The sequence below is a fragment of the Streptomyces sp. URMC 124 genome (assembly GCF_051386455.1).
Classification (GTDB): domain Bacteria; phylum Actinomycetota; class Actinomycetes; order Streptomycetales; family Streptomycetaceae; genus Streptomyces.
Genome location: NZ_JBPQTS010000021.1, coordinates 14,393 through 36,387 on the forward strand (window position 1 = coordinate 14,393; position 21,995 = coordinate 36,387).

The 21,995-nt window shown below is 72.6% G+C and carries 23 protein-coding genes; 6 read left to right on the forward strand and 17 right to left on the reverse strand.

All coding sequences use genetic code 11. The features are described from left to right. Positions 1-5: 5 nt before the first annotated feature. The 4 genes from paaC (at position 6) to ACSNOG_RS06695 (ending at position 3,624) form a co-directional block, all read left to right on the forward strand. Entirely contained in the window at positions 6-731 is a 726-nt protein-coding gene (paaC, locus tag ACSNOG_RS06680) for a 1,2-phenylacetyl-CoA epoxidase subunit PaaC (protein ID WP_436751605.1), read from the forward strand. Continuing rightward, the gene (gene paaD, locus ACSNOG_RS06685; RefSeq protein ID WP_436751606.1) at positions 725-1,222 is read left to right on the forward strand and encodes a 1,2-phenylacetyl-CoA epoxidase subunit PaaD; all 498 of its coding nucleotides are present in this window, start codon (positions 725-727) and stop codon (positions 1,220-1,222) included. Before paaC ends, paaD begins: the two co-directional genes overlap by 7 nt. Beyond that, positions 1,223-2,353, forward strand: coding sequence for a 2Fe-2S iron-sulfur cluster-binding protein (locus tag ACSNOG_RS06690; RefSeq protein ID WP_436751607.1), 1,131 nt, complete (start codon positions 1,223-1,225; stop codon positions 2,351-2,353). It abuts the gene before it with no gap. Positions 2,354-2,457: 104 nt separating this feature from the next. Next, the gene (locus tag ACSNOG_RS06695) at positions 2,458-3,624 is read left to right on the forward strand and encodes an acyl-CoA dehydrogenase family protein (RefSeq protein WP_436751608.1); all 1,167 of its coding nucleotides are present in this window, start codon (positions 2,458-2,460) and stop codon (positions 3,622-3,624) included. Between the two features lie 10 nt (positions 3,625-3,634). Here the strand turns inward: ACSNOG_RS06695 and ACSNOG_RS06700 are convergent, their stop codons facing one another. From ACSNOG_RS06700 to ACSNOG_RS06710, 3 genes are all read right to left on the reverse strand, one after another. Continuing rightward, a complete protein-coding gene (locus ACSNOG_RS06700; protein ID WP_436751609.1) occupies positions 3,635-3,982 on the reverse strand; it encodes a rhodanese-like domain-containing protein in 348 nt (115 codons plus the stop codon). A gap of 10 nt (positions 3,983-3,992) precedes the next feature. Then, positions 3,993-4,775, reverse strand: a complete 783-nt coding sequence (locus ACSNOG_RS06705; protein ID WP_436751610.1) for a hypothetical protein — start codon at positions 4,773-4,775, stop codon at positions 3,993-3,995. Between the two features lie 309 nt (positions 4,776-5,084). Beyond that, complete coding sequence (locus ACSNOG_RS06710; protein ID WP_436751611.1) at positions 5,085-6,473, reverse strand: DUF2252 domain-containing protein; 1,389 nt, start codon at positions 6,471-6,473, stop codon at positions 5,085-5,087. 269 nt (positions 6,474-6,742) lie between these two features. On the opposite strand from ACSNOG_RS06710, the gene ACSNOG_RS06715 reads away from it, so the two are divergent. Further along, positions 6,743-7,093 carry an antibiotic biosynthesis monooxygenase gene (locus ACSNOG_RS06715; RefSeq protein WP_436751612.1) on the forward strand — a complete coding sequence of 117 codons (351 nt, stop codon included), beginning with the start codon at positions 6,743-6,745 and terminating at the stop codon, positions 7,091-7,093. On the opposite strand, the gene ACSNOG_RS06720 is transcribed toward ACSNOG_RS06715, so the two are convergent. From ACSNOG_RS06720 to fabG, 13 genes are all read right to left on the reverse strand, one after another. After that, complete coding sequence (locus tag ACSNOG_RS06720; protein WP_436751613.1) at positions 7,071-7,502, reverse strand: hypothetical protein; 432 nt, start codon at positions 7,500-7,502, stop codon at positions 7,071-7,073. The two genes, ACSNOG_RS06715 and ACSNOG_RS06720, sit on opposite strands and share 23 nt — an antisense overlap. Positions 7,503-7,647: 145 nt before the next feature. After that, positions 7,648-8,325 carry a ScbR family autoregulator-binding transcription factor gene (locus ACSNOG_RS06725; RefSeq protein WP_436751614.1) on the reverse strand — a complete coding sequence of 226 codons (678 nt, stop codon included), beginning with the start codon at positions 8,323-8,325 and terminating at the stop codon, positions 7,648-7,650. A 112-nt stretch (positions 8,326-8,437) separates the two neighbouring features. Beyond that, on the reverse strand, positions 8,438-9,352 hold the full coding sequence (metF, locus tag ACSNOG_RS06730; RefSeq protein ID WP_436751615.1) for a methylenetetrahydrofolate reductase [NAD(P)H]: 915 nt from the start codon (positions 9,350-9,352) through the stop codon (positions 8,438-8,440). A 50-nt stretch (positions 9,353-9,402) separates the two neighbouring features. Continuing rightward, positions 9,403-10,407: a carbohydrate kinase family protein gene (locus ACSNOG_RS06735; RefSeq protein WP_436751616.1), complete on the reverse strand. Its 1,005-nt coding sequence runs from the start codon at positions 10,405-10,407 to the stop codon at positions 9,403-9,405. A gap of 110 nt (positions 10,408-10,517) precedes the next feature. Continuing rightward, positions 10,518-11,726: a methionine adenosyltransferase gene (gene metK, locus ACSNOG_RS06740; RefSeq protein WP_436751617.1), complete on the reverse strand. Its 1,209-nt coding sequence runs from the start codon at positions 11,724-11,726 to the stop codon at positions 10,518-10,520. Between the two features lie 73 nt (positions 11,727-11,799). Continuing rightward, positions 11,800-12,366, reverse strand: coding sequence for an NADPH-dependent FMN reductase (locus ACSNOG_RS06745; protein WP_436751618.1), 567 nt, complete (start codon positions 12,364-12,366; stop codon positions 11,800-11,802). Between the two features lie 128 nt (positions 12,367-12,494). Next, positions 12,495-13,493: a quinone oxidoreductase family protein gene (locus ACSNOG_RS06750; protein WP_436751619.1), complete on the reverse strand. Its 999-nt coding sequence runs from the start codon at positions 13,491-13,493 to the stop codon at positions 12,495-12,497. Positions 13,494-13,568: 75 nt separating this feature from the next. Then, a complete protein-coding gene (locus ACSNOG_RS06755) occupies positions 13,569-15,314 on the reverse strand; it encodes a mycothiol-dependent nitroreductase Rv2466c family protein (protein ID WP_436751620.1) in 1,746 nt (581 codons plus the stop codon). 126 nt (positions 15,315-15,440) lie between these two features. Next, complete coding sequence (locus tag ACSNOG_RS06760) at positions 15,441-16,082, reverse strand: hypothetical protein (protein WP_436751621.1); 642 nt, start codon at positions 16,080-16,082, stop codon at positions 15,441-15,443. A 243-nt stretch (positions 16,083-16,325) separates the two neighbouring features. Then, the gene (locus ACSNOG_RS06765) at positions 16,326-16,979 is read right to left on the reverse strand and encodes a DsbA family oxidoreductase (protein ID WP_436751622.1); all 654 of its coding nucleotides are present in this window, start codon (positions 16,977-16,979) and stop codon (positions 16,326-16,328) included. A gap of 30 nt (positions 16,980-17,009) precedes the next feature. Next, positions 17,010-17,921 (reverse strand): NADP-dependent oxidoreductase, encoded by a 912-nt coding sequence (locus ACSNOG_RS06770; RefSeq protein WP_436751623.1) that lies wholly within the window; start codon positions 17,919-17,921, stop codon positions 17,010-17,012. 250 nt (positions 17,922-18,171) lie between these two features. Continuing rightward, positions 18,172-19,131, reverse strand: a complete 960-nt coding sequence (locus tag ACSNOG_RS06775) for a 3-hydroxyacyl-CoA dehydrogenase NAD-binding domain-containing protein (protein ID WP_436751624.1) — start codon at positions 19,129-19,131, stop codon at positions 18,172-18,174. Positions 19,132-19,277: 146 nt separating this feature from the next. Then, a complete protein-coding gene (fabG, locus tag ACSNOG_RS06780) occupies positions 19,278-20,063 on the reverse strand; it encodes a 3-oxoacyl-ACP reductase FabG (protein WP_436751625.1) in 786 nt (261 codons plus the stop codon). 191 nt (positions 20,064-20,254) lie between these two features. On the opposite strand from fabG, the gene ACSNOG_RS06785 reads away from it, so the two are divergent. Further along, positions 20,255-20,752 carry a flavin reductase family protein gene (locus tag ACSNOG_RS06785; protein ID WP_436751626.1) on the forward strand — a complete coding sequence of 166 codons (498 nt, stop codon included), beginning with the start codon at positions 20,255-20,257 and terminating at the stop codon, positions 20,750-20,752. 19 nt (positions 20,753-20,771) lie between these two features. Here ACSNOG_RS06785 and ACSNOG_RS06790 read toward each other — a convergent pair whose 3' ends face one another. Then, complete coding sequence (locus tag ACSNOG_RS06790) at positions 20,772-21,932, reverse strand: IS701 family transposase (RefSeq protein ID WP_436751645.1); 1,161 nt, start codon at positions 21,930-21,932, stop codon at positions 20,772-20,774. Positions 21,933-21,995: the final 63 nt, after the last annotated feature.

Genomic DNA, 21,995 nt, shown 5'->3' on the forward strand with positions numbered 1-21,995 from the left:
CGCCTGTGACCGCTGTGGATGCGCCCCCGGCCGCGGCCGCGCTGGCCCTCGGGGACGACGCCCTGGTGCTCTCCCACCGGCTGGGGGAGTGGGCCGGGCACGCCCCGGTACTCGAAGAGGAGGTCGCCCTGGCCAACATCGCCCTCGACCTGCTCGGCCAGGCCCGCACCCTGCTCTCCCTCGTCGGCGACGAGGATGAGCTGGCCTATCTGCGGGAAGAGCGCGCGTTCCGCAACACCCAGCTCGTCGAGCAGCCCAACGGCGACTTCGCCCGCACCATCGCCCGCCAGCTGTACTTCTCCACCTACCAGCACCTGCTCTACCAGCAGCTGGCCGCGGCCGGCGGGCCGTTCGCGCCCCTGGCCGGCAAGGCCGTCAAGGAAGTCGCCTACCACCGCGACCACGCCGAGCACTGGACGCTGCGGCTCGGTGACGGCACGGAGGAGAGCCACGCCCGCATGCAGCAGGGCCTGGACGCCCTCTGGAGGTACACGGGCGAGCTCTTCGACCCCGTCGAGGGCCTGCCGGTCGACCACGGCGCCCTGCGCGAGGCCTGGCTGTCCGCGGTGACCGCCACCGTCGAGCGCGCCACGCTCACCCTGCCGGCCGGCCCGCAGAGCGGTGCGTGGACGGCCGGTGCGGGCCGGCAGGGCATCCACACCGAGCCGTTCGGGCGGATGCTCGCGGAGATGCAGCACCTGCACCGCAGCCACCCGGGGGCGTCATGGTGACCGCACCCACCGCCCTGGAGGAGCGGCTGCGCGCCCTGGCCGGAGCCGTCCCCGACCCGGAGCTGCCCGTGCTCACCCTCGCCGAGCTGGGCGTGCTGCGCGGCCTGCACGTCACCGGCCCGGGCCGGGTCGAGGTCGAGCTCACCCCCACCTACACCGGCTGCCCCGCGATCGAGGCCATGTCCGCGGACATCGAGCGCGTGCTGCACGAGGACGGCCAGGCCGAGGTGTCCGTCCGCACCGTGCTCTCCCCCGCCTGGTCCACGGACGACATCACGGCCGAAGGGCGGCGCAAGCTCGCCGAGTTCGGCATAGCGCCCCCGAGGCCCACGGGCCCCGGCGAGCCCGTCATGGTCGGCCTGGGCATCCGGTGCCCCCACTGCGGCTCCACCGAGACCACGCTGCTCAGCCGCTTCTCGTCCACCGCCTGCAAGGCCCTGCGCCGCTGCGAGGCGTGCCGGGAGCCGTTCGACCACTTCAAGGAGCTGTAGATGGCAGCGGCCCGCCACGGCGCCTTCCACCCCCTGCGAGTGGCCTCCGTCGAGCCCCTCACCGACGATGCGGTGGCCGTCGCCTTCGCCGTGCCCCCCGAGCTGCGCGAGACCTATCGCTACGCCCCCGGCCAGCACATCGCCCTCCGCCGCACCACCCGCGACGGCGGCGAGATCCGCCGCACGTATTCGCTGTGCGCCCCCGCTCCCGCCCCCGGGGCGCCGGGCCCCGCGGAGCTGAGGGTGGGGGTGCGGCTGGTCGACGGCGGCGAGTTCTCGACCTACGCCTTCAAGGAGCTGGCCGCCGGGGACACCGTGGAGGTGATGGCGCCGACCGGGCGGTTCGTCCTGGAGCCGCGCGCCGGTCACTTCGCCGCGATCGTCGGCGGCAGCGGGATCACGCCCGTGCTGTCCATCGCCTCGACGCTGCTGGCGAGGGTCCCCGAGGCCCGGTTCTGCCTCATACGCAGCGACCGGACCACCGCCTCCACGATGTTCCTGGAGGAGGTCGCCGACCTCAAGGACCGCTTCCCCGACCGCTTCCAGCTGGTGCACGCCCTCTCCCGCGAGGAGCAGCAGGCCGGGCTGCCGTCCGGGCGGCTGGACGAGGAGCGGCTGGCCCGGCTGCTGCCCGCGCTGGTGCCGGTGGAGGAGATCAGCGGCTGGTTCCTGTGCGGGCCCTTCGGCCTGGTGCGGGGCGCCGAGCGGGCGCTGCGCGGCCTCGGGGTGGGGCGGGACCGCATCCACCAGGAGATCTTCCACGTCGAGTCCGGGGCGGCGGTGGAGGCTGGGGCCGCCGTGGAGCCCGGGGCCTCGGTGGACTCCGGCCGGGCGGCTCCCGCCGGCTCGCCCGCGCACAGCACGGTGACGGCGATGCTCGACGGGCGCAGCGGCAGCTGGCCGGTACAGGAGGGCGAGACGCTGCTGGAGGCGGTGCTGCGCAATCGCTCGGACGCGCCCTACGCCTGCAAGGGCGGGGTGTGCGGGACGTGCCGGGCGTTCCTGGTCCGAGGCGAGGTGCGGATGGACCGCAACTTCGCGCTGGAGCCGGAAGAGATCGAGGGCGGCCATGTGCTGGCGTGCCAGTCGCATCCGCTGACGGAGGAGGTGGAGCTCGACTTCGACCGCTGAGCGTTCCCGTGACCGCTGAGCGTTCCCATTTGCCGCCCGCCGCCTTAGATTGACGGACCGTCAGATTTGATGGGCCGGATCACGGGCGCGGGAGGACGGCGGCAGTGGACTTCACCTTCAGCGAGGAACAGCAGGCGGCCCGGGAAGCGGCGCAGGCCGTCCTTTCCGGGGTCTCCCCCGACGGCGTGCCCAGCCCGGTCCTCTCCCGGGGCCCGGTCGCGGAGGACTTCGACCGCGCGCTGTGGCGCAAGCTGGCCGCGGCCGACCTGCTGAGCCTGACCGTCGCCGGCGAGCACGGCGGGGCGGGGCTCGGGCCGATCGCCCTGTGCCTGGTGCTGCGCGAGGCGGGGCAGGTGCTCGCCCGGGTGCCGCTGCTGGAGTCCGGTGCGACGGCGCTCGCGCTCAGCACGCACGGCGGGCCGGCCGGAGCGGCGGTCCTGCCCGCGATCGGGCGGGGCGAGCTGGTCACCACGGTGGCCTCCAGCGGGCGCACGGGCCACGACGCGGCCGAACTCGCGGTGGCCGCGCGGCCGGTGGCCGGGGAGGGCTGGGTGCTCGACGGCGTGCAGACGGCCGTGCCGTGGGCGCCCTGCGCCGATGTGCTGGTGATTCCGGCACACCTCGCGGACGGGCAGGCGGGCGACGGACGGGTGGGCGGGCGCTCCGTGCTCGGGCTCGTCCCCCGTGATCACCCGGGGGTGAGCCTGGCCGGGCAGGTGTCCACCAACGGCGAGCGGTACGCCGAGGTGCGGCTCGACTCCGTACGGCTCGACGCCGCGCAGGTCGTCACCGCCGAGGGGGCCTGGGAGCGGCTGCGCGCCCTGCTCACGGCCGGCACGTGCGCGCTCGCCCTCGGAGTGGGCACGGCGGTGTGCCGCATGACCAGTGCGTACACGGCGAAGCGGGAGCAGTTCGGCTTCCCGCTGGCCACGTTCCAGGCGGTGGCCGTCCAGGCCGCCGACCGCTACATCGACCTGCGGGCGATGGAGGCGACGCTCTGGCAGGCCGCGTGGCGGCTGGAGTCCGGGGCGGGCGGGCCGCTCCCGGCCGCCGCCGACCTCGCCGTCGCCAAAGTGTGGGCCTCGGAAGGGGTACGCCGCGCGGTGCAGACCGCGCAGCACCTGCACGGCGGTTTCGGCGCCGACACCGACTACGCCCTGCACCGCTACCACGCCTGGGCCAAGCAGCTGGAGCTGTCCCTCGGCCCCGCCGCGGCCCACGAGGAGGCGCTGGGCGACCTGCTGGCCGCCCACGCGCCCGACGACCACTGAACCGGAGGCGTCAGATCACGGTGCCGGGGGCGCCGTTGCCGTCCACGACCGGGCGGCCCGCGGCCTCCCAGTCCTGCATGCCGCCCGCGACGTTCACCGCGTCCAGGCCCTGCTGCACCAGATAGGCGGTGACCTGCGCGGACCGGCCGCCGGAACGGCAGATGACCTTGATCTGGGCGCCCTCGGGAGCCTTCTCCGTCAGCTCGCCGAAGCGGGCCACGAAGTCGCTCATCGGGATGTGCAGCGCGCCCTCGGCGTGGCCCGCCGCCCACTCGTCGGCCTCGCGGACGTCCAGCAGAAAATCTTCGGCGGAGAGGGCGTCGACGCCGACCGCGGGAATACCGGAACCAAAGCTCATGCCCACGACGCTACCCGACCAGCTCCCGCAGATGCGCCTCGCGCTCGGCGACCTGGGCGCGCAGGCCCTCGGCGATCTCCTCCAGCAGGCCGTCCGGGTCCTCCGGCGCCATCCGCAGCATCGCACCGATCGCCGAACCCTCCAGCTCGGCCGCCAGCTCCGACAGCATCTCCTTGCGCCGCGCCAGCCACTCCAGACGGGCGTAGAGCTCCTCCGCCACGTCCAGCGGACGCGGCTCCGGCGGCGGGCCCGCGGCCCACTCCGCGGCCAGCTCCCGCAGGACGGCCTCGTCACCGTCCGCGTACGCCGCGTTGACCCGCACGATGAACGCCTCGCGGCGCACCCGCTCGTCCTCGTCCCGCGCCAGGTCCGGATGCGCCTCGCGGACCAGCTCGCGGAAGACCCGGCGGGCCTCGTCGCTCGGGCGCACCCGGCGCGGCGGGCGGACCGGCTTCTCCGTGAGCATCGCCTGCGCCTCCGGGGAGAGGCCCTCCGAGTCCAGCCAGCCGCCGAAGAGCTGCTCCACGCCGGGCAGCGGCTGCACCAGCGCGCGGGCCTCGCGGGCGCGGCGCAGGTCCTCGGCGTCGCCGCTGCGCGCGGCCACCGCCTCGGCGATCTGCGCCTCCAGTTCGTCGAGGCGGGCGTAGACCGGGCCGAGGCGCTGGTGGTGCAGGCGGGAGAAGTTCTCCACCTCCACCCGGAAGGTCTCCACGGCGATCTCGAACTCGATCAGTGCCGTCTCGGCCGTACGGACGGCCTTTTCCAGGCGGGAAGTGTCTGCGTCCGGATTCATCACCCGCCCAGCGTAGTTCCCTCCCGGAGGGTTCCCAGGACGCCCTGGCCCAGCCCCGCCGGGGCCCTCCGGGGCTGTGGCTTGCCGGTGGCGGGGCTGTTCGGCACCGCCGGGAAGCGGCGTCCGGGCTTGTCGCCGTTGCGGCGGGATTTTCTTGCTTGTCGCCGTTGCGGCGGGGTTTTCTTGCCTGCGGCAAGGGGGGCGAGGGGCGGTGGACCGGAAGCCGAGCTGCCCGGTGCCGAGCACGGCAGACCGGGCACCGGGCGGCAGGCACCGCGGGAGGCGGTGGGGGTTTAGCGGGCTCGCCTGTTAGATGCCTGTTTCTGCTGGCACGCGGCCCGTGCGGATGGCTCGGGTCAAGGTGGCGTGGTCGGCTTCTGTGGTGTTTGCGTAGGTTTGGGCGAAGGTGGCGATGGCCTCGTCCAGGGCTTCGGACTTGCCGCAGTAGGCCGCTATCAGGCGGGGGTCCGCGGTGTGGGAGTGGGCGCGGGCCAGGAGGGCGCCGGTGAGGCGGGCGTAGTCGTCCAGCTCGTCGGGGGCGAGGGCCGCCGGGTCGACGCTGCCCTTGCGGTTGCGGAACTGCCGCACCTGGTACGGGCGGCCCTCGACCGTCGCCCAGCCCAGCAGCACGTCGCTGACGACCTGCATCCGCTTCTGGCCGAGCACCACGCGCCGCCCCTCGTGACCGTCCGGCGGCAGGGCGAAGCCGGCCTTCTCCGCGTACGGCAGCAGGACCGAGGGCCGGGCCTCCTTCACCTGGAGGACGAGCGGCTCGCCGCGGTGGTCCAGGAGCAGCACCACGTACGAGCGCAGCCCCACGCTTCCCGTGCCGACCACGCGGAAGGCGACGTCCTGCACCTCGTACCGGGCCGCCAGCGGCAGCAGGTCCTCCGGGAGGGTGCCGAGGTAGCCGCCGAGCGCGAGGGCGACCGCCGCCGCCTCGCCGTCCGGCAGCCGGCGCAGCACCGGCGGGGCGTCCACGAACCGCCGCCCGTCCTCGGTCTTCTCCGTGGCCTTCGCCGCGAAGCGGGCACTGGTGTTCCGCCGGGCCTTCTCCGCGACCCGCTCCAGCGTGCCGACCAGTTCGCGGGCGTCCGCGTGGGAGACGAGCCGCTCGTCGGCAATGGCGTTCCAGGCCTCCGCGACCGGCATCCGGGCCAGCAGCCGCATCGTGTGCCGGTAGGAGCCGACGGCGTCGCGCGCCGCGGCCCGGCAGGTCGGCTCGTCCGCGCCCGCCTCCCGCCCGGCCAGCACCAGCGAGGCGGCGAGCCGCTTCACGTCCCACTCCCACGGGCCGTGCAGGGTCTCGTCGAAGTCGTTGAGGTCGATGACGAGTTCGCCGCGCGCGTCCCCGTAGAGCCCGAAGTTCGCGGCGTGGGCGTCTCCGCAGATCTGGGCGCCGACCCCGGTGACGGCCGAGTCCATCAGGTCGTGGCCCATCAGCCCCGCGGAGCCGCGCAGGAAGGCGAACGGGGACGCGGCCATCCGGCCGACCCGTATCGGCGTGAGCTCCGGCAGCCGGCCGGCGTTCGACGCCTCCACCGCGGCGACCGCGTCCGGCCGGCCCGGCCCGGCGGTCCACTCCGCGTGCGCGGTCCGCGGCACGCGCTCCCGCAGCGCCTTGCCCTCGGCCTTCGGCGACCCGCCCGCCGCATCCCTCGGACGCGCGAACCCCGGCACGTACGGCAGTCGCGACATCGCGCCCCACCTCCCCCTTCGAACCCTTCGGATCCTTCGAACCCTTCGGATCGGACGGGCCGACCCCGCAGCCGGCCCTCAGGAAAGACCCTGAGGGCCCGCGCCCGGTTCCCCGCACCAGCGGCCGGAAGGTGGCCGGAACATGCCCGTCCGTCACCACGCACCCTTAACCTCAAGCAAAGTTGAGGTTTGATGATGCGTTCACGAGCCCCGGCTCCGATCCGATCGTGCAGGCAAGCAGCTACGCGGGGGAGAGAGCGAGAGAACTCATGACCAAGGAATCCGGCTTCTACTCGATCATCGACTACACCGTCGACGGGCCCGAGACGCAGCGCGCCCTGCTCAAGGAGTTCACCGAGATCCAGAAGTCCTGGGTGCGCTTCTACCCCGGCTACCGCTCGGCGCAGTTCCACCTCAGCACGGACGGCACCCGCGTCGTGAACCTCATCCACTGGGCCACCGAGGCCGACTACCGCAACTTCGTGGAGAACTCCGACACCGACGGCCGGATGGCCGCCATCCGGCGGGCCCTGGAGAGCCTGCCCGGCAAGGCCGAGATCAACATGCCGGGCGCACCGACCTACCTCGCCTACGAAGTCACGCCCGAGCCCCGCCCGTAGCGCGTCCCCCGGCAACTTCCAGCGTGGCATAGCCCAGCACCCGGGCGATGCCGAGCGCGCGCAACGCCTCGTCGCCGCCGACGGTGTCGGGCTCGCCCATCATCCGCCGGGCGGTCGACTCCAGCAGCACGCCGGCGACCGCGGCCAGCGCCGACGGCGGCAGGGCCTCTTCCAGCATCGCCGCGACGGAGACCGGATCCGGCCCGGCAGGAACGGGACCCTGCCGTTCGGACGCGGCCACGGACGCGGGCGCGGGCTCCTTCGCGGAAGCGGGCCGGTCCCCTGCGGCCGAGGGCGGCGTCTCGCGCCAGGACCTCAACGAGCCGTAACGGGCCAGGCCGTCATGCAGGGCGGCCGCGAAAGTGGACCCCAGACCGGGCCCCGTCATCTCTTCCTTCGACGCTCGCACCGGCGCCTCCTCGAAGCCACGGGCACCGCAGCGGGCGCCCTCGCGGATGAGCGACAGGGCACACGCGGTCCGCCCCCGACGCATAGCGCGAACGTAGCAAACCGACCAGTTTGTATGTCAAGGGAGGAGCGGGCGGTTCGTCATGCTATGCGACCGTGCTCGACCGTTCTTCCAGAGACGCTCCAGGAGCCCTCCAGGCCCCTTCCACGTCCGACCCCGCGGGGTCCAGCCGGCCGACCACGTGCGCCGCGGCGAGCCGGGGCAGCAGCAGCCGCCAGAAGGCCGTCACGGCCTCGCGGGACAGCCACTCCTGGTCGCCCCGGCCGAGAACTTCCAGCCCGGTCGTCGACGCCGTGATGACCGTGGCCGCGTCCTGCGGCGCCACCCCCTCCGCGAGCGCCCCTTCGCTGCCCGCCCGCACCAGTTGCCGGCGCACGAAGTCCTGCCACTGCCGGCGCAGGTCGGGCCGCGTGGCAGCAGCGGAGACGTCGCAGCTCAGGCGGAATCCGGCGCGGACGACCGGGTCGCTGCGGAGGCGGCTGACCATCGCGTGGGAGGCGTCCGCGAGCACCTGCAGGGCGGGTTCGTCGCTGCTGTCCGCGCAGCGCGTGATGGTGAGGAGGGCCTCGCGCGCCTCGGACTCGACGGCCGCGGCCAGCGACTCCTTGTCCTCGAAGTGGAAGTGGAACGCGCCGGTGCTGACCCCTGCCCTGGCACTGATCCCCGAGACGCGCGAACTCGCGTACCCGTACTCGTCGAACGCTGCGGCGGCGGAGTGGATCAGTGCGCGGCGGGTGCGCTCTGCTCGCTCTTGCTTCCTCATGGACGACTCCCGCAACGAACTCGAACCCCTGCGCCCCGACGCGGGGATGTGGGAAGTGGACGGGGACATGTCACCCGTAGGCAATGGGTGAAGTGTAGCAAAACAAAACCAACTAGATGGTTTTCATTGCCTTCCCTTTCCCGACTCTTGGGCCGGCGAGACCCAGGTTCCGGTGGATCTCCAGGGTCGCCGTGGAGCGGTTGAGAGTGATGTAGTGCAGCCCCGGCGCACCCTCGCCGAGGAGCCTGCGGGCCATGCCCGTCGCGTAGTCCACGCCGATGCGGTGCGCGTCCTCCGGGCGGTCCGCGGCGGCGGTGAGTCGCTCGGCCAGCCCCTGCGGGAACGCCGCATTGCTGAGCTCGGCGAACCGGCGGATCTGCCGGGCGTGCGTGGCCGGCATGATCGCCGGAATGACGGGAACGTCGCAGCCGGCCGCGGCGACCCGGTCCCGCAGCCGCACGTAGTCCTCGACGTGGAAGAACATCTGCGTGATCGCGTAGTCCGCGCCGGCCCGGCACTTGGCCACGAAGTGGCGGATGTCGTCGTCCCAGTCCACCGAGCGGGGGTGACGCTCGGGGAACGCCGCCACGCCGACCGTGAAGTTGCCCGAGCCCTTGATGAGCTCCACCAGTTCCCGGGCGTGGGAGAAGCCCCGGGGGTGACGGCGCCACTCCCCCTGCGGGTCGCCCGGCGGATCCCCGCGCAGGGCGAGGATGTCGCCGATGCCCACGGCGGCGTACTGCCCGATGATGTGACGCAGCTGGGCGACGGAGTGGTCGACCGCGGTCAGGTGGGCGACCGGCCGGAGCGTGGTCTCGGCGGAGATGCGCTCGGTCGCGGCCACGGTGCGGTCGCGCGAGGACCCGCCCGCCCCGTAGGTCACCGACACGAACGTCGGAGCCACTGCCTCGATGCGGCGGACGGCGTCCCACAGGGCCTGTTCGCCGTCCGCCGTCTTCGGCGGGAAGAACTCGAAGGAGTACGAGCGCGCGCCGCTCGCGAGCACCTCGCGCAAAGTGTGCGGCATGCGTGGGGCGCTGCGAGGCCGTGAGGCCTCCGAGGCCAAGCCTGCGGCGGTCACGACGCGCCGCCCGCGGTCGTCGGCACCTCCGGCAGGTGCGGGGCGATCGACCTTGCGGCCTGCGCCCCGTAGGCGTCCTCTATACGGGCCGACAAGTCCGTCCACGCCGGCTCGTACTCCTGCGTGCCGACGGACTCCAGGACCAGCGTGGCCAGGGCGCAGCCCAGCTGCGCGGCCCGCTCGTAGGGCTGCTGCCACACGACGCCGGCGAGGAACCCGGCCCGGAAGGCGTCACCGACGCCCGTCGGGTCCTTGACGCCGCCGGTCGGGACGGCGGGCACGCGCAGTTCCGCCCCGCCCTCCTCCGCGATCACCACACCGTTCTCCCCCAGCGTGGTCACCCAGGTGCCCACGCGCGCGAGAACCTCCGCCGCCGTCCAGCCGGTGCGCTCCTGCAGCAGCGCGGCCTCGTACTCGTTGGTGAACAGGAAGCGGGCGCCGTCCACCAGCCGGCGGGTCTCCTCCGCGCCCAGCCGGGCGAGCTGCTGAGAGGGATCGGCGGCGAAGGACAGGCCCGTGGCGCGGCACTCGTCCGTGTGCCGGAGCATCGCCTCCGGGTCGTCGGGAGCGACGACCACGAGGTCGAGCCCGCCGACCCGCCGCACCACGGGCCCCAGTTCGATCTCGCGGGCTTCGGCCATGGCTCCGGCGTAGAAGGTGGCGATCTGGTTCTGGTCGGCGTCCGTGGTGCAGACGAAGCGGGCCGTGTGGAGGGTCTCGCTGATGCGCACCGAGCCGGTGTCCACCCCGTTGGCGGCCAGCCACTGCCCGTACTCGCCGAAGTCCGCACCCGCCGCGCCCACCAGCACCGGGCGCAGACCGAGGCGCCCCATGCCGAAGGCGATGTTGGCGGCGACACCGCCGCGCCGGACCTCCAGGGTGTCGGCGAGGAAGGACAAGGACACCTTGTCGAGCCGGTCGGGGATGAGCTGCTCGGTGAAGCGTCCGGGATAGACCATCAGGTGGTCGGTGGCTATCGAACCGGTCACGGCGATGCGCACGGGGTTCTCTCCCTGGGCTCGGGGCGAGGGGCGGTGGGTCCTGCGGTGCAGGGGGGAGGAAGGCAGGGGCCGGGGCCGGGCGGGGGCGGGGCCCGGCCCCCGGCCGACGGTCAGCGGCCGACGGCCTTCTTCAGGGCGGCGACGCGGTCGGTGCGTTCCCACGTGAAGTCCGGCAGCTCACGGCCGAAGTGGCCGTACGCGGCGGTCTGCGCGTAGATCGGACGGAGCAGATCGAGGTCGCGGATGATGGCGGCGGGGCGGAGGTCGAAGACCTCGCCGATCGCCGTCTCGATCGTGCCGGTGTCGACGGTGTTCGTACCGAACGTCTCCACGAACAGACCCACCGGCTCGGCCTTGCCGATCGCGTACGCCACCTGCACCTCGCAGCGCGAGGCCAGACCGGCCGCGACGACGTTCTTGGCGACCCAGCGCATCGCATACGCCGCCGACCGGTCCACCTTGGACGGGTCCTTGCCCGAGAACGCGCCACCACCGTGACGGGCCATACCACCGTACGTATCAATGATGATCTTCCGGCCGGTCAGGCCCGCATCACCCATCGGACCACCGATCTCGAAACGACCCGTCGGGTTCACCAGCAGCCGGTAGCCATCGGTGTCCAGCTTGATGCCGTCCTCCACCAGCTCCCTCAGCACATGCTCCACCACGAACTTACGGATATCCGGGGCCAGAAGAGACTCCAGATCCACATCCGCGGCATGCTGGGAGGAGACCACAACCGTGTCGAGGCGGACGGCCTTGTCACCGTCGTACTCGATCGTCACCTGCGTCTTACCGTCCGGCCGCAGATACGGAACCGTCCCGTTCTTCCGCACCTCCGACAGGCGGCGCGACAGGCGGTGCGCCAGGTGGATCGGAAGCGGCATGAGCTCGGGCGTCTCGTCGCAGGCGTAGCCGAACATCAGGCCCTGGTCGCCCGCGCCCTGGCGGTCCAGCTCGTCCTCGTCACCCTCGACGCGGCTCTCGTAGGCCGTGTCGACACCCTGGGCGATGTCCGGCGACTGGGCGCCGATGGACACCGAGACGCCGCAGGAGGCGCCGTCGAAGCCCTTCTTGGAGGAGTCGTAGCCGATCTCGAGGATCTTGTTGCGCACGAGCGAGGCGATCGGCGCGTAGGCCTTCGTGGTCACCTCGCCGGCGACGTGCACCAGGCCGGTGGTGATCAAGGTCTCGACGGCCACACGGGAGGTCGGGTCCTCCGTGAGCAGGGCGTCGAGGATCGTGTCGCTGATCTGGTCAGCGATCTTGTCGGGGTGACCCTCGGTCACGGACTCCGAAGTGAACAGGCGGCGGGACACATCGCTCCCTTAGAACGTTGGACGGGGGACGTTGGACGGGGGACGGGGGACGTTGGCGGTTACAGGTGAGTGGTCAGGCCGCGTACGGCGTCTTGGCCCGCGCCTCGCGCAGGGCCACGGCCCACCACAGCAGCTGGTCGAGCAGCTTCTTCGCCGCGCCGTTGGTGCCTTCGGTGTCCCGCGGCTGCCCCTCGTCGTCGAAGGCGGTGTAGACGGACGGGATGGTCACGCCGTCCCGCAGGGTGACGGTGTGGAGCTCGGCGAAGACCGTACGGAGCTGCTCGACGGCGCGGACGCCGCCGGTCGCGCCGCCGGAGTAGCTGACGAAGCCGACCGGCTTGGCGTGGAACTCGGTGTACACCGAGTCGATGGCCTGCTTGAGCGAGGCGGGGTAACCGCGGTTGTACTCGGGCGTGATGACGGCGAAGACGTCGGCCCGGTCGATGCGCTCCGCGAACGCGCGCACCTCCGCCGAGGGGTACGTGCCGTCCTCGCCGGGCCCCTCCAGGACGTGCGGCAGGTCGGCGTCGGCCAGGTCGATGACGTCGACGTCCAGGTCGGCGCGCTCACGGGCGTGGGCGGTGAACCAGTCGGCGACGACCGGACCGAAGCGGTCCTTGCGGGTGCTGCCAACGATCACGGCGAGGCGTGTGGGGCCCTGAGCTGGGCTCGTGTCCGACAAGGCGGTTCCAATCTCCGTACAAGCAGGGGGTGTCAGGGACGTCATCAGGGCGGGAAAGGGCAGCGGACGGCGGGCAGGGGACCCGCTCAGCCCGCCGCGCCCGGCAGCAGCACGATGCGTCCGATGTGGGCCCGGGACTCGATCTCCGCGTGGGCCCGTCCGACCTCTTCCAGGGGGTACGTGGCGTGCACCGCGTGCCGGATCGTGCCGTCGGCGAGGGCGGCGGCCAGCTCCTCGTGGTTGGCGAGGTACTCCTTGGGGCGGGCGGCGCGCCAGCGGGAGAGGGCGAAGCCGGTGATGAACTTCATCTCGATGAGTTCCATGGGCGAGATCCGGGGAATCTCCAGCCCGCCGCCCGCGGAGCCGTAGAAGACCAGGCGGCCGAACGGGGCGAGCAGGCCGACGCCCCGGCGCAGGACGTCGCCGCCGATGCTGTCGAGGATGATGTCGACGCCCTTGCCGCCGGTGGCGTCGCGGACCTCGTCCACCCAGGTGTCGCGGCTGTAGTCGATGACGACGTCGGCGCCGAGGGCGCGGGCGAAGTCGAGCTTCTCGGGCGAGCTCGCGGTGGCGATGACCGGTCCCGCGCCGTGGGCCTTGGCCCACTGCACGCTCAGGTGGCCGATGCCACCGGACGCGGCGTGCACCAGGACGCTCTCGCCGGGACGCAGGTTTGCCGTGCCCAGGGTGCCGGTGCCGATCGGGCCGGGCGAGGGGAGGGCGGTGGCCTGTGCGGCGTCGAGGCCCTCCGGCACGGACAGAACCGTTTCCGCGTCGACGACCACGTAGTCGGCGTACGCCCCGTGGAGCGTGAACGCGCCGACCCGGTCGCCCTCGCGGAAGCCGGTCACCCCGGCGCCCACGCCCGCGACGCGGCCGATGACGTCGCCGCCGAGCACGATCGGGAACTCCGGCCGCCACATGGGGGCGGGGAAGATGTTGCGCCGCATCTGCGTCTGCGCGAAGCCCACGCTGATCGCCTCGGCGGCGATCAGCACCTCGCCCGGGCCCGGCTGCGGCACGGGGGTCTCCTCGACCCGCATGACCTCCGGGCCCCCGAACTCACGGATACGGATCACACGCATCTGAGTTTCCTCCAGTCAGACAGTCAGCAGTCAGGCAGTCAGGCAGTAAGGCAGTCAGAACAGTGGGTCAGGGGGTCAGTGCGTCAGGGGCTCGCTGCGCCCCGTGCTCTGCTTCAGCTCGAAGAACGCCGGGTCGCCGGCCAGGGTCCGGAAGGCCTCCCAGAGCCGCACCGCACGCTCTCCGCGCGGTATCTCCGACAGGACCGGGCCGAACTGGCCGGCTCCGCCGTCCACGGAGATCGTGGGCACGCCGATCAGCTCCTGGCCGAGGCCGTCCGAGGGCACCCGGGCGTGCGAGGCGCGCAGATCCTCGTCCCAGCGGTCGTCGTCCATCGCGTCGATGAGTTCCGCGGGCAGGCCCACCTCGGCCAGGGCGGCCTCGATGTCGGGGCGCGTCTTGCCCAGACCCTCGATCATCGCCGCGCGGAACTCCTCCGCCGGAGCGGTGCGGACGGGCTCGAAGATGCCGCCGGGGCCGTGGAAGCGGGAGCCCATGGCCGTGTAGAGCGGGCCGGTGACGGCGTCGCCGTGGGCGGCGCGGGCGGCGGCCAGGACCCGGACCGGGCCCCAGTAGAGGTCGAGCATCGTGCGCCGCGCCTCGGGCATGTCCTTGCCGCTGTTGAGCAGGGCCAGGCTCATCTCGTGCCAGCGGACGGTCACCGGGGCCTTCGCGGCCACCTCCGTGATCCACCGGGAGGCGATCCAGGCGAAGGGGCACAGCGGGTCGAACCAGAAGTCCACGACGTGCGACCCGGCCTGCGGAGGCGCCTGCTGCGGCTCGGTGCGGGACTGGGACTGCGGCTGGGACTGGGGCTGGGACTGGGACTGCGGCTGGGGTTCCATGGTCTCGTCTTCCCTGAGTGACTCGGGCCGGGCGTCGATCCGCGCGAGCGCGTCGAGCACGGCGTTCTGCTTCTCGTCACGGGCGCGCGACAGCGCGGCGTAGTCCGTGCCGAAGGTCCGCTCCGCCTCGGCGCCGAGCGCCTCGACGGCTTCCGGCGTCAGGGCCGGGACGGAGGGGGCGCGCCAGGCGCGCTCCAGGCCGGGGGCGGTGCCGCTCAGCCAGCGGCGCAGACCGCCCTCGCCGCCGCCCAGGTGGAAGGCCTCGAAGGGGCCCACGGTGGCCCAGCGCAGGCCGATCGAGTGGGTGACGACGGCGTCGAGTTCGGCCATCGTGACGACGCCCTCCTGCACGAGGTGGACGCTCTCTCTCAGGAGCGCCGCCTGCAGGCGGTTGGCGACGAAGCGCGGTACGGGCTTGCGCACGACGACGGGGGTCTTGCCGAGGCCGCGGTAGAAGGCCGTGACCTCGTCGATCAGCGCGGTCGGGGTGTGCCGGCCGCCGACGACCTCGACGAGGGGGACGACGTGCGGCGGGTTGAAGGGGTGTCCCACGACGACGCGTCCCGGCCCGGCCATCAGCGCGCCCATGTCGTCGGGCAGCAGCTTGGACGTGGAGGACAGCAGCAGGGCTTCCGCGGGAGCGGCCCGCTCGACCGTACGGAAGAGTTCCTGCTTGAGGGCGAGGTCGTCGGGGGCGTTCTCCTGCACGACGGCCGCACCGCGTACCGCGCGGGCCATGTCGGGCTCGAACTCCACGCGCTGCATGAGCACGTCGACGCCGGCGGACCCGCCCGGCAGGGTGGGCGCGAAAACCTCCAGGCCCTCCCTGACCACCCGCTCGGCGTCGGGCCGTCTGCTGTTGACCCGGACCCGCAGGCCCCGGCCGAGGAAGAGGGCGATCCAGCCGAGCCCGATGGTGCCCGCGCCGATGACGGCGACGACGCCGCGCTCCCCGGGGGGCTGTACTGCGCTACTCATCACGTGCCCGTTCTCGTTCGGCGGACTTCTGCACGGCGGATTCCTGCACGGCAGGCTTCTGCACGACGGGCTTCTGCACGGCGGACGCCCGGGCGCAGCGGACGCCCGGGGCGGTCACCCGCTCGGTCAGTAACCGACCTGGGTGGTCGAGAACGTCACCGGCTTGGCCGGGTCGGGGTAGCACTGGAACGGGTCCCACTGGTTGGTCACGGGCTGCAGCCGGTTCCAGGAGAAGGCCGGGTCGGTGAAGCTGGAGCCGCCCGCACCGGTGGTGAGGGTGGCGCCGCTGGTGGTCGGGGCCTTGAGCGTGACCTCCAGGTTCGGGAAGTCGAACTCGACGCCGCCGGCCCACTCGCCGTCGGACTTGACCGCGAGGTTGTTGCCGTTGCGCTCCACCCACTGCTTCGCGGAGCCGAGGTTGCTGCCGCCGGTCAGCTTGTAGCTGACGATCTTGGCGTTGGCCGGCACCTTGTACGCGATGTTCACGGTGTTGAGGAGCTTGTTGAAGTCCGCCACGGCCTTGATGGGGGCCGAGTCGAAGGTGACCTTGAAGGTCTGGCCCGGGGCGACCTTGGCCGGCGCCGTGGTCGTGAAGTCACGCGCGTACGTGACCGGGATCCAGGTGCCGTCGTACCGGGTCTGGCAGGTGTAATCGAGCGTCTTCGTCGCGGTGTCGGCACTCGCCGTTCCGGCCGAGGACATGATCCCCGTCAGAGCAAGCCCCAGTGAGGCCGCAAGTCCGCCCGTCAGCTTCCACTTGTGCTGCACTGCATTTCCTCTCTCACCCGGCGCGGAGTACTTCCGGCGCCGGGAACAGACTCGGGAACACGACTGGAGTCCCGATGGAGAGCGGATCGAATTCCGGCCGTGGCAGCGGGTTTCGGCCTGGGGCGGACGTTCCCGAGTCGGACGTTCCCGAGTCGGACTTGCCCGAGCCGGACTTGCCGAGCCGGACGCGCCCGAGCCGGACGCGCCCGAGCCGGACGCGCCTCGGGCGGGCGTGACGTGGCGTCAGACCGACGCCGCCGGCTCCTTCTGCGCCCGCTCCCACGCGCGCTCGATGAAAGTCAGCAGCTTCTCCGGCGCCTGCACGCCGGAGATCGGCATGCGGCCGTCGATGACGACCGAGGGCACACCCGTCACGTTGAACTGCCGGGCACGGTTCTCGTCGGCGACCACGGCGTCCGCGTAGCGGTCGCTCTCCAGCACCTCGCGCACCTCGGCCTCGTCCAGCCCCGCCTCGCCCGCCAGCCGCACGAGCACCTCGCGGTCACCGACGTTGAGGGCCTCGGTGTGGTACGCGTGGAACAGCCGCTCCATGACCGGCTCCAGCAGGCCGCGCTCGGCCGCGAAGTGCGTGAGCCGGTGCGCGTCGAAGGTCCCCACGGGGCGCGACTTGTGGAGGTTGAGCTCCAGGCCCTCCTGCCGGCCCTGGGACTTGATCAGCTCGATCCGGCCCGGCAGCACGTCCGGGGCCGTCCACTGCGCCATGGCCTCGGCCGCCGTCGGGCCGGGCTCGCTGCCCTCGCCCGGGGCGAGCTCGAAGCTGCGCCAGACGATCTCCAGCTCGTCGCGGTGGGCGAAGCCGTCCAGCGCGGCGGCTATCCGGCGCTTGCCGATGTAGCACCAGGGGCACAGGACGTCGGAGTAGATCTCGATCTTCATGAAAGGTCTCCTCGGTTGACGTGCGATCGTTCAGCCGACGGTGATGACGATCTTTCCGCGCACGTGGCCGGTCTCCATCTCGCGGTGCGCGTCCGCGGCCTGCTCCAGCGGGAAGGTCTTGGAGACCTCGACGCGCAGCTTGCCCTCGGCGTAGAGGGCGGTCAGCTCGGCGAGGCGCTCCTTGGTCCGCTGGCTGAAGATCGCACGGACGCCCAGCTCCTCGACGCGGCCGAAGTCGACGAGGGTGGCGATGCGGTTCTTGTCCTTGATCAGCTCGACGGAGACGTCGAGGGCGTCGCCGCCGATGCCGTCGAGGGCCGCGGTGACGCCGCCGGGGACGAGCTCGCGGACGCGGTCGGCGAGGCCCTCGCCGTAGGTGACGGGGACGGCGCCCAGCGACCGCAGGTACTCGTGGTTGCGCTCGCTCGCGGTGCCGATGGCCGTGGCGCCGAACACCTGGGCCAGCTGCACGGCGATCGTGCCGACGCCGCCGGCGGCCGCGTGGACGAGCAGGGTGTCGCCCGCGCCGATCTCCAGCGCCTGGAGCGCGGTGTGGGCGGTCTGCGCCGAGGCGGAGAACGAGCCGGCCACCTCCCAGGGCATGCCGGCCGGCTTGGCGACGACCTGCTCGGCCGAGACGACCAGGTACTCGGCGTAGCAGGACAGGATGGCCCAGCCCAGGACCTCGTCGCCGACGGCGAACCCGGTGACGCCCTCGCCGAGCTCGTCGACGACGCCCGCGAAGTCGTTGCCGACGGTCTGCGGGAAGGAAAGCGTCATGTTGGGCGGCGTCCAGCCGGCGCGGACGGCCGTGTCGTACGCCTGCACACCGGCGGCCTTGACGCGTACGCGGATCTCACCGGCGCCGGGACGGGGGGTCTCGACCTCCTCGACCTTGAGCACCTCGGGGCCGCCGAACTCCTGGAAAACTGCCGCCTTCATGGCTTGTCCTTCTCTCTGGTGGAACTCTCGTGGGGCTGGTGATCTTTATCCTTCAACCTCAACCAGAGTTGAGGTCAACGGGGAAGTCGACGCTTCGTGCGGTTTTTCAGCGCGATTCGAGCGCGATTCGAGCGCGATTCGAGTGAGCTTCGAGCGGGCTTCGAGCACGCCTCGACCGAACGTCGAGCGTGCTTCGAGCGGAACTCGACCTTCCGCCCGATGGGCGCGGTGACCCGGTTGCCCGAAGCCCTTACGCCGGGCCCCGGCCGCCATCTGCCGCCGCGATCACCCGCGTCTGCTTCGCGTCCCGCTCGGCCGCGAGCTCCTCGTAACCGCGGTCGCCGAACGCCTCCTCCGCCTGGGCGAGGATCCGGGCGACGGTCTCCTCGTCCACCGGCGGGTTGCCGAGCCCCTGCCAGCTCTTCTCCAGGCCGGCGCCGAGGTGCTCGAACCAGTGGCGCAGGCCCCCGGGGCCGCCGCCGAGGTGGAAGGCCCGGAAGGGGCCGACCGCCGCCCAGCGCCCGCCGATCGAGGAGGTGACGATCTCGTCCAGCTCGGCGACGGAGACGACTCCCTCGCGGACCAGGTGGATGCTCTCGCGCAGCAGCGCGGACTGCAGCCGGTTGGCGACGAAGCCGGGGACGGCGCGGCGCAGCACCACGGGGGTCTTGCCGAGGCCCCGGTAGAAGGCCACGGTCTCCTCGACCGCCTGCGGGTCGGTCCGCTCGCCCTTGACGATCTCGACGAGCGGCACGATGTGGGGCGGGTTGAAGGGGTGGGCGACCAGCAGCCTGCCCGGGTCGGCCATCTTCTCGCCCAGGGCGTCGGGGAGCAGGGTGGAGGTGGAGGACAGCAGCAGCGCGTGGGCGGGGGCGGCGGCGCCGATGCGGGCGAAGAGGTCCTGCTTGAGGGCCAGGTTCTCCGGGGCGTTCTCCTGGACGACGTCGGCGCCCTCGACGGCGCGGGCCACGTCGGGCTCGAACTCCAGGCGGGCGCAGAGCCCGGCCGGGTCGGCGGGGCCGCCCGGCAGCGAGGCCGCGTACAGCTCGAACGCCTTCCTGACGTGCGTCTCGGCGTCGGGGCGCCGGCTGTTGATCCGGACGGTCAGCCCGGCGGAGGCGAACAGCGCCGCCCAGCCGAGGCCGATGGTGCCCACGCCGATCACGGCCGCCGTACGGATGCGCGTCCCCAGGGGATCTGAATCTGTCACCGCATGCTCCTGTCGTCCTGCCTGCCTGTGTGTGCCGGGGTGCGGGTGCTGCCTGCACAGGCTGCCGCGACGGGCTCGTGCGGAATTCGAGCGGCGGTCGAACCGGACACGTGTGTTCCGCGCCCGGCCCGGTCCCGCGGGAGGGTCTAGTAGTTGCCCAGGCCGCCGCAGACGTTGAGGGCCTGCGCGGTCACGGACGAGGCGCCGTCGCCGACCAGGTAGTCGACCATGGCCGCGACCTCCTCGACGTCGACGTAACGGCCGATCGGCACGCGGGTGGTGACCTTCTCGGCCGCCTCCTCCAGGGTGATCCCGTACATCTCCGCGTAGTGCCCGCGGACGCGCTCGGCCATCGGCGTCTCGACGAAGCCGGGGCAGACGGCGTTGACGGTGATGCCGGTCTTCGCGAGGTCGAGGCCGAGGGCCTTGGTGAAGCCGACCACGCCGTGCTTGGAGGCGGAGTACGGGGCGGCGGTGACCGCGCCCTGCTTGCCGGCCGTCGAGGCGATGTTGACGATCCGGCCCCAGCCCTTGGTGAGCAGGCCGCCGGCGCTCAGCACCTCGCGCGTCACGAGGAAGACGCTGTTGAGGTTGGTGTTGATCACGTCGTACCAGAGCTCGTCGGACATCTCGGCGATCGCACCGCCGCCGTTGCGGCCGGCGTTGTTGACGAGGATGTCGACGGTGCCGAAGCGGTCCACCGCGGCGGCCACGAAGCGCTTGACGTCCTCGCGGTCGGTGACGTCACAGGTGGTGCCGTCGGCCTCGAAGCCCTGGTCCTGAAGGGACTTGACGGTCTGCGCCAGCTTGTCCGCGTCCCGGGCGCACAGGTAGACGCGGGCGCCGTTGCGGGCCAGGTGGGTGGCGATCGCCAGACCGATGCCACTGGTTGCCCCGGTCACCAGTGCGACCTTGGCGTTCTGCGTGCCCATCGTTCCTCCGTAGCTGGTTGCGAATACTCATGCCGTACTGATGACGTGTGACAGCGCCGTGACGCCGGTCGCGCCGAGGGTGCCGCCGCGGCCTCGACGGCCGGTCGAAAGGGGGTCGAAGCGCGGGTTCCGCCGCAGCGGTTCCGCCACGTCTCGATCCCGGCTCAAGCGGGGCTGAGCAGCGTGGGGGGATGCTCGCAGAGACGATCACCGCCGAACGGTTCCGGACGTCCCTCGCCCGCTGGGCCAGCGGGGTCACGGTCGTGACCACCGTGGACGCACAGGGCCGCAGCCACGGTTTCACTGCCAGCTCCTTCACCTCCGTCTCCCTCGAACCGCCCCTGGTGCTCGTGTGCCTGGATCTGCGGGCCAACTGCTTCGACGCCTTCACCGGCGCCGAGGGGTTCGTCGTCCACGTGCTCGGCCGGGACCAGCAGGACCTGGCCGGGCTCTTCGCGCGCAAGGGCGCGGAGAAGTTCCCCCGGCCGGGCACGACGTGGTCCCGGCGCGGGCTGCCCCTGCTGCCGGGCGCGCTCGCCCGGCTGGAGTGCCGCACCGAGCGGCAGGTGCCGGCCGGTGACCACCTCGTGCTGTTCGGCGAGGTGGAGCACGCCGAGGCCGGCGAGGGGGAGCCCCTCCTGTACTACCGGAAGGGCTTCCACGGCATCGCCGGCCAGGCACCGGCCTGACGCCTCGCCCGGGCCTCCCTCACGCGCACAGCGGCGCGAGCGACCCCGCCGCGCGCCGCCGCTGTGCCGGGAGCCGCCGGGCCCCGGCGCGCACGGCGATGAGGTGGGCGACCGAGGCCAGGGTGACGTGGCGGTGCCAGCCGCGGAACGAGCGGCCCGCGAAGTCCCGTATCCCCGTGTGCTCGGAGATCTCCGCGAAGTCGCGCTGGACGACGCCCGTGAGCCGGGTCAGGCGCAGCAGGGTGACCAGCGGCAGCCGCCGGGAGTCGGTGAGCCACAGCCGCGACGGCCACCGGTCGGAGGGGCCCCAGTCGCCCATCAGCAGCATGGGCCGGTGGTGGCTGCCGCCGGGCCCGCCCGCGGGGGCCGGGCAGGACAGGATCACCGGGATCGTGCTGACCACCCCGCGGTACGAGCCCGCCCCGGAGGTGTCGGACCACTCGACCTGCCGGCGCATCCGCTTCATCGAGCCGATCAGGTTCTGCGCGGGCACTTCCCGGTCGCTGTAGCCCTGCAGCAGGGTGCCGTCGACCCGCAGGGGGGTCGTGCCGTCGATGCGCATGATCAGTGGAACGCCCGCGCGCGCGAAGCGCCGCACGGTCGCCCCCGCGTCGAGCCCCTCCACGTCCACGACGACGGGGCGCCGCCGCAGCCCCCAGGAGTCGGCGGCTTCCAGGGCGACGGCGGCGGCGTGCTCCTCCAGGGAGATGACGCGGCTGGCGTCGGGTATGTGGGCGCGGCTGCGCCGGGCGGGGTCCTCCAGCCAGTTCCTGGACAGCACCAGGCTCCAGTTGAAGGGGACGCTGACGCGCTCGGAGGCGCTCCAGACGCTGAACGCCCGCTGGCCGTTGACCGTTTGTCCCAGGTGAGGGAGGAACTGCTGGTCGACGCCGACCGAGTGCACCCCCGCCTTGGGGATGACGGTGGAGTTGACCACCCAGGCCTGGGGGCGCACCTCCTCCTCCGCGCGGCGCGCGAGCGCCCGCCGGACCGGGGCCCAGTTCCAGGACGAGGCGGTGATGAAGTGGTGGACGCTCTGCTGGAGCGCCTTCCCGCCGATCTGTTCCGCGACGTTGCGCAGGGTCTTGCGGCCCTCCGCCTCCAGCAGGCCGCGTACGTACTGCTCCGCCATCCTGCGCTGGTCGTTGCGCGTGAGCGAAGAGAAGAGCTCGGGTTCCACGTCCCAGGGGCCGGCGAGGGCCGCTTCCCCGGCCGGTGGCTCCCCGGTGGTCCGAGGGCTGGG

Bases quoted from the DNA above. Each gene is read 5' to 3' on its own strand.
- paaD (WP_436751606.1), top strand. From the start codon at position 725: ATGGTGACCGCACCCACCGCCCTGGAGGAGCGGCTGCGCGCCCTGGCC.
- ACSNOG_RS06690 (WP_436751607.1), top strand. From the start codon at position 1,223: ATGGCAGCGGCCCGCCACGGCGCCTTCCACCCCCTGCGAGTGGCCTCC.
- ACSNOG_RS06700 (WP_436751609.1), bottom strand. From the start codon at position 3,982: ATGAGCTTTGGTTCCGGTATTCCCGCGGTCGGCGTCGACGCCCTCTCC.
- ACSNOG_RS06705 (WP_436751610.1), bottom strand. From the start codon at position 4,775: ATGAATCCGGACGCAGACACTTCCCGCCTGGAAAAGGCCGTCCGTACG.
- ACSNOG_RS06710 (WP_436751611.1), bottom strand. From the start codon at position 6,473: ATGTCGCGACTGCCGTACGTGCCGGGGTTCGCGCGTCCGAGGGATGCG.
- ACSNOG_RS06715 (WP_436751612.1), top strand. From the start codon at position 6,743: ATGACCAAGGAATCCGGCTTCTACTCGATCATCGACTACACCGTCGAC.
- ACSNOG_RS06725 (WP_436751614.1), bottom strand. From the start codon at position 8,325: ATGAGGAAGCAAGAGCGAGCAGAGCGCACCCGCCGCGCACTGATCCAC.
- metF (WP_436751615.1), bottom strand. From the start codon at position 9,352: ATGCCGCACACTTTGCGCGAGGTGCTCGCGAGCGGCGCGCGCTCGTAC.
- ACSNOG_RS06750 (WP_436751619.1), bottom strand. From the start codon at position 13,493: ATGCGTGTGATCCGTATCCGTGAGTTCGGGGGCCCGGAGGTCATGCGG.
- ACSNOG_RS06755 (WP_436751620.1), bottom strand. From the start codon at position 15,314: ATGAGTAGCGCAGTACAGCCCCCCGGGGAGCGCGGCGTCGTCGCCGTC.
- ACSNOG_RS06765 (WP_436751622.1), bottom strand. From the start codon at position 16,979: ATGAAGATCGAGATCTACTCCGACGTCCTGTGCCCCTGGTGCTACATC.
- ACSNOG_RS06770 (WP_436751623.1), bottom strand. From the start codon at position 17,921: ATGAAGGCGGCAGTTTTCCAGGAGTTCGGCGGCCCCGAGGTGCTCAAG.
- fabG (WP_436751625.1), bottom strand. From the start codon at position 20,063: ATGGGCACGCAGAACGCCAAGGTCGCACTGGTGACCGGGGCAACCAGT.
- ACSNOG_RS06785 (WP_436751626.1), top strand. From the start codon at position 20,255: ATGCTCGCAGAGACGATCACCGCCGAACGGTTCCGGACGTCCCTCGCC.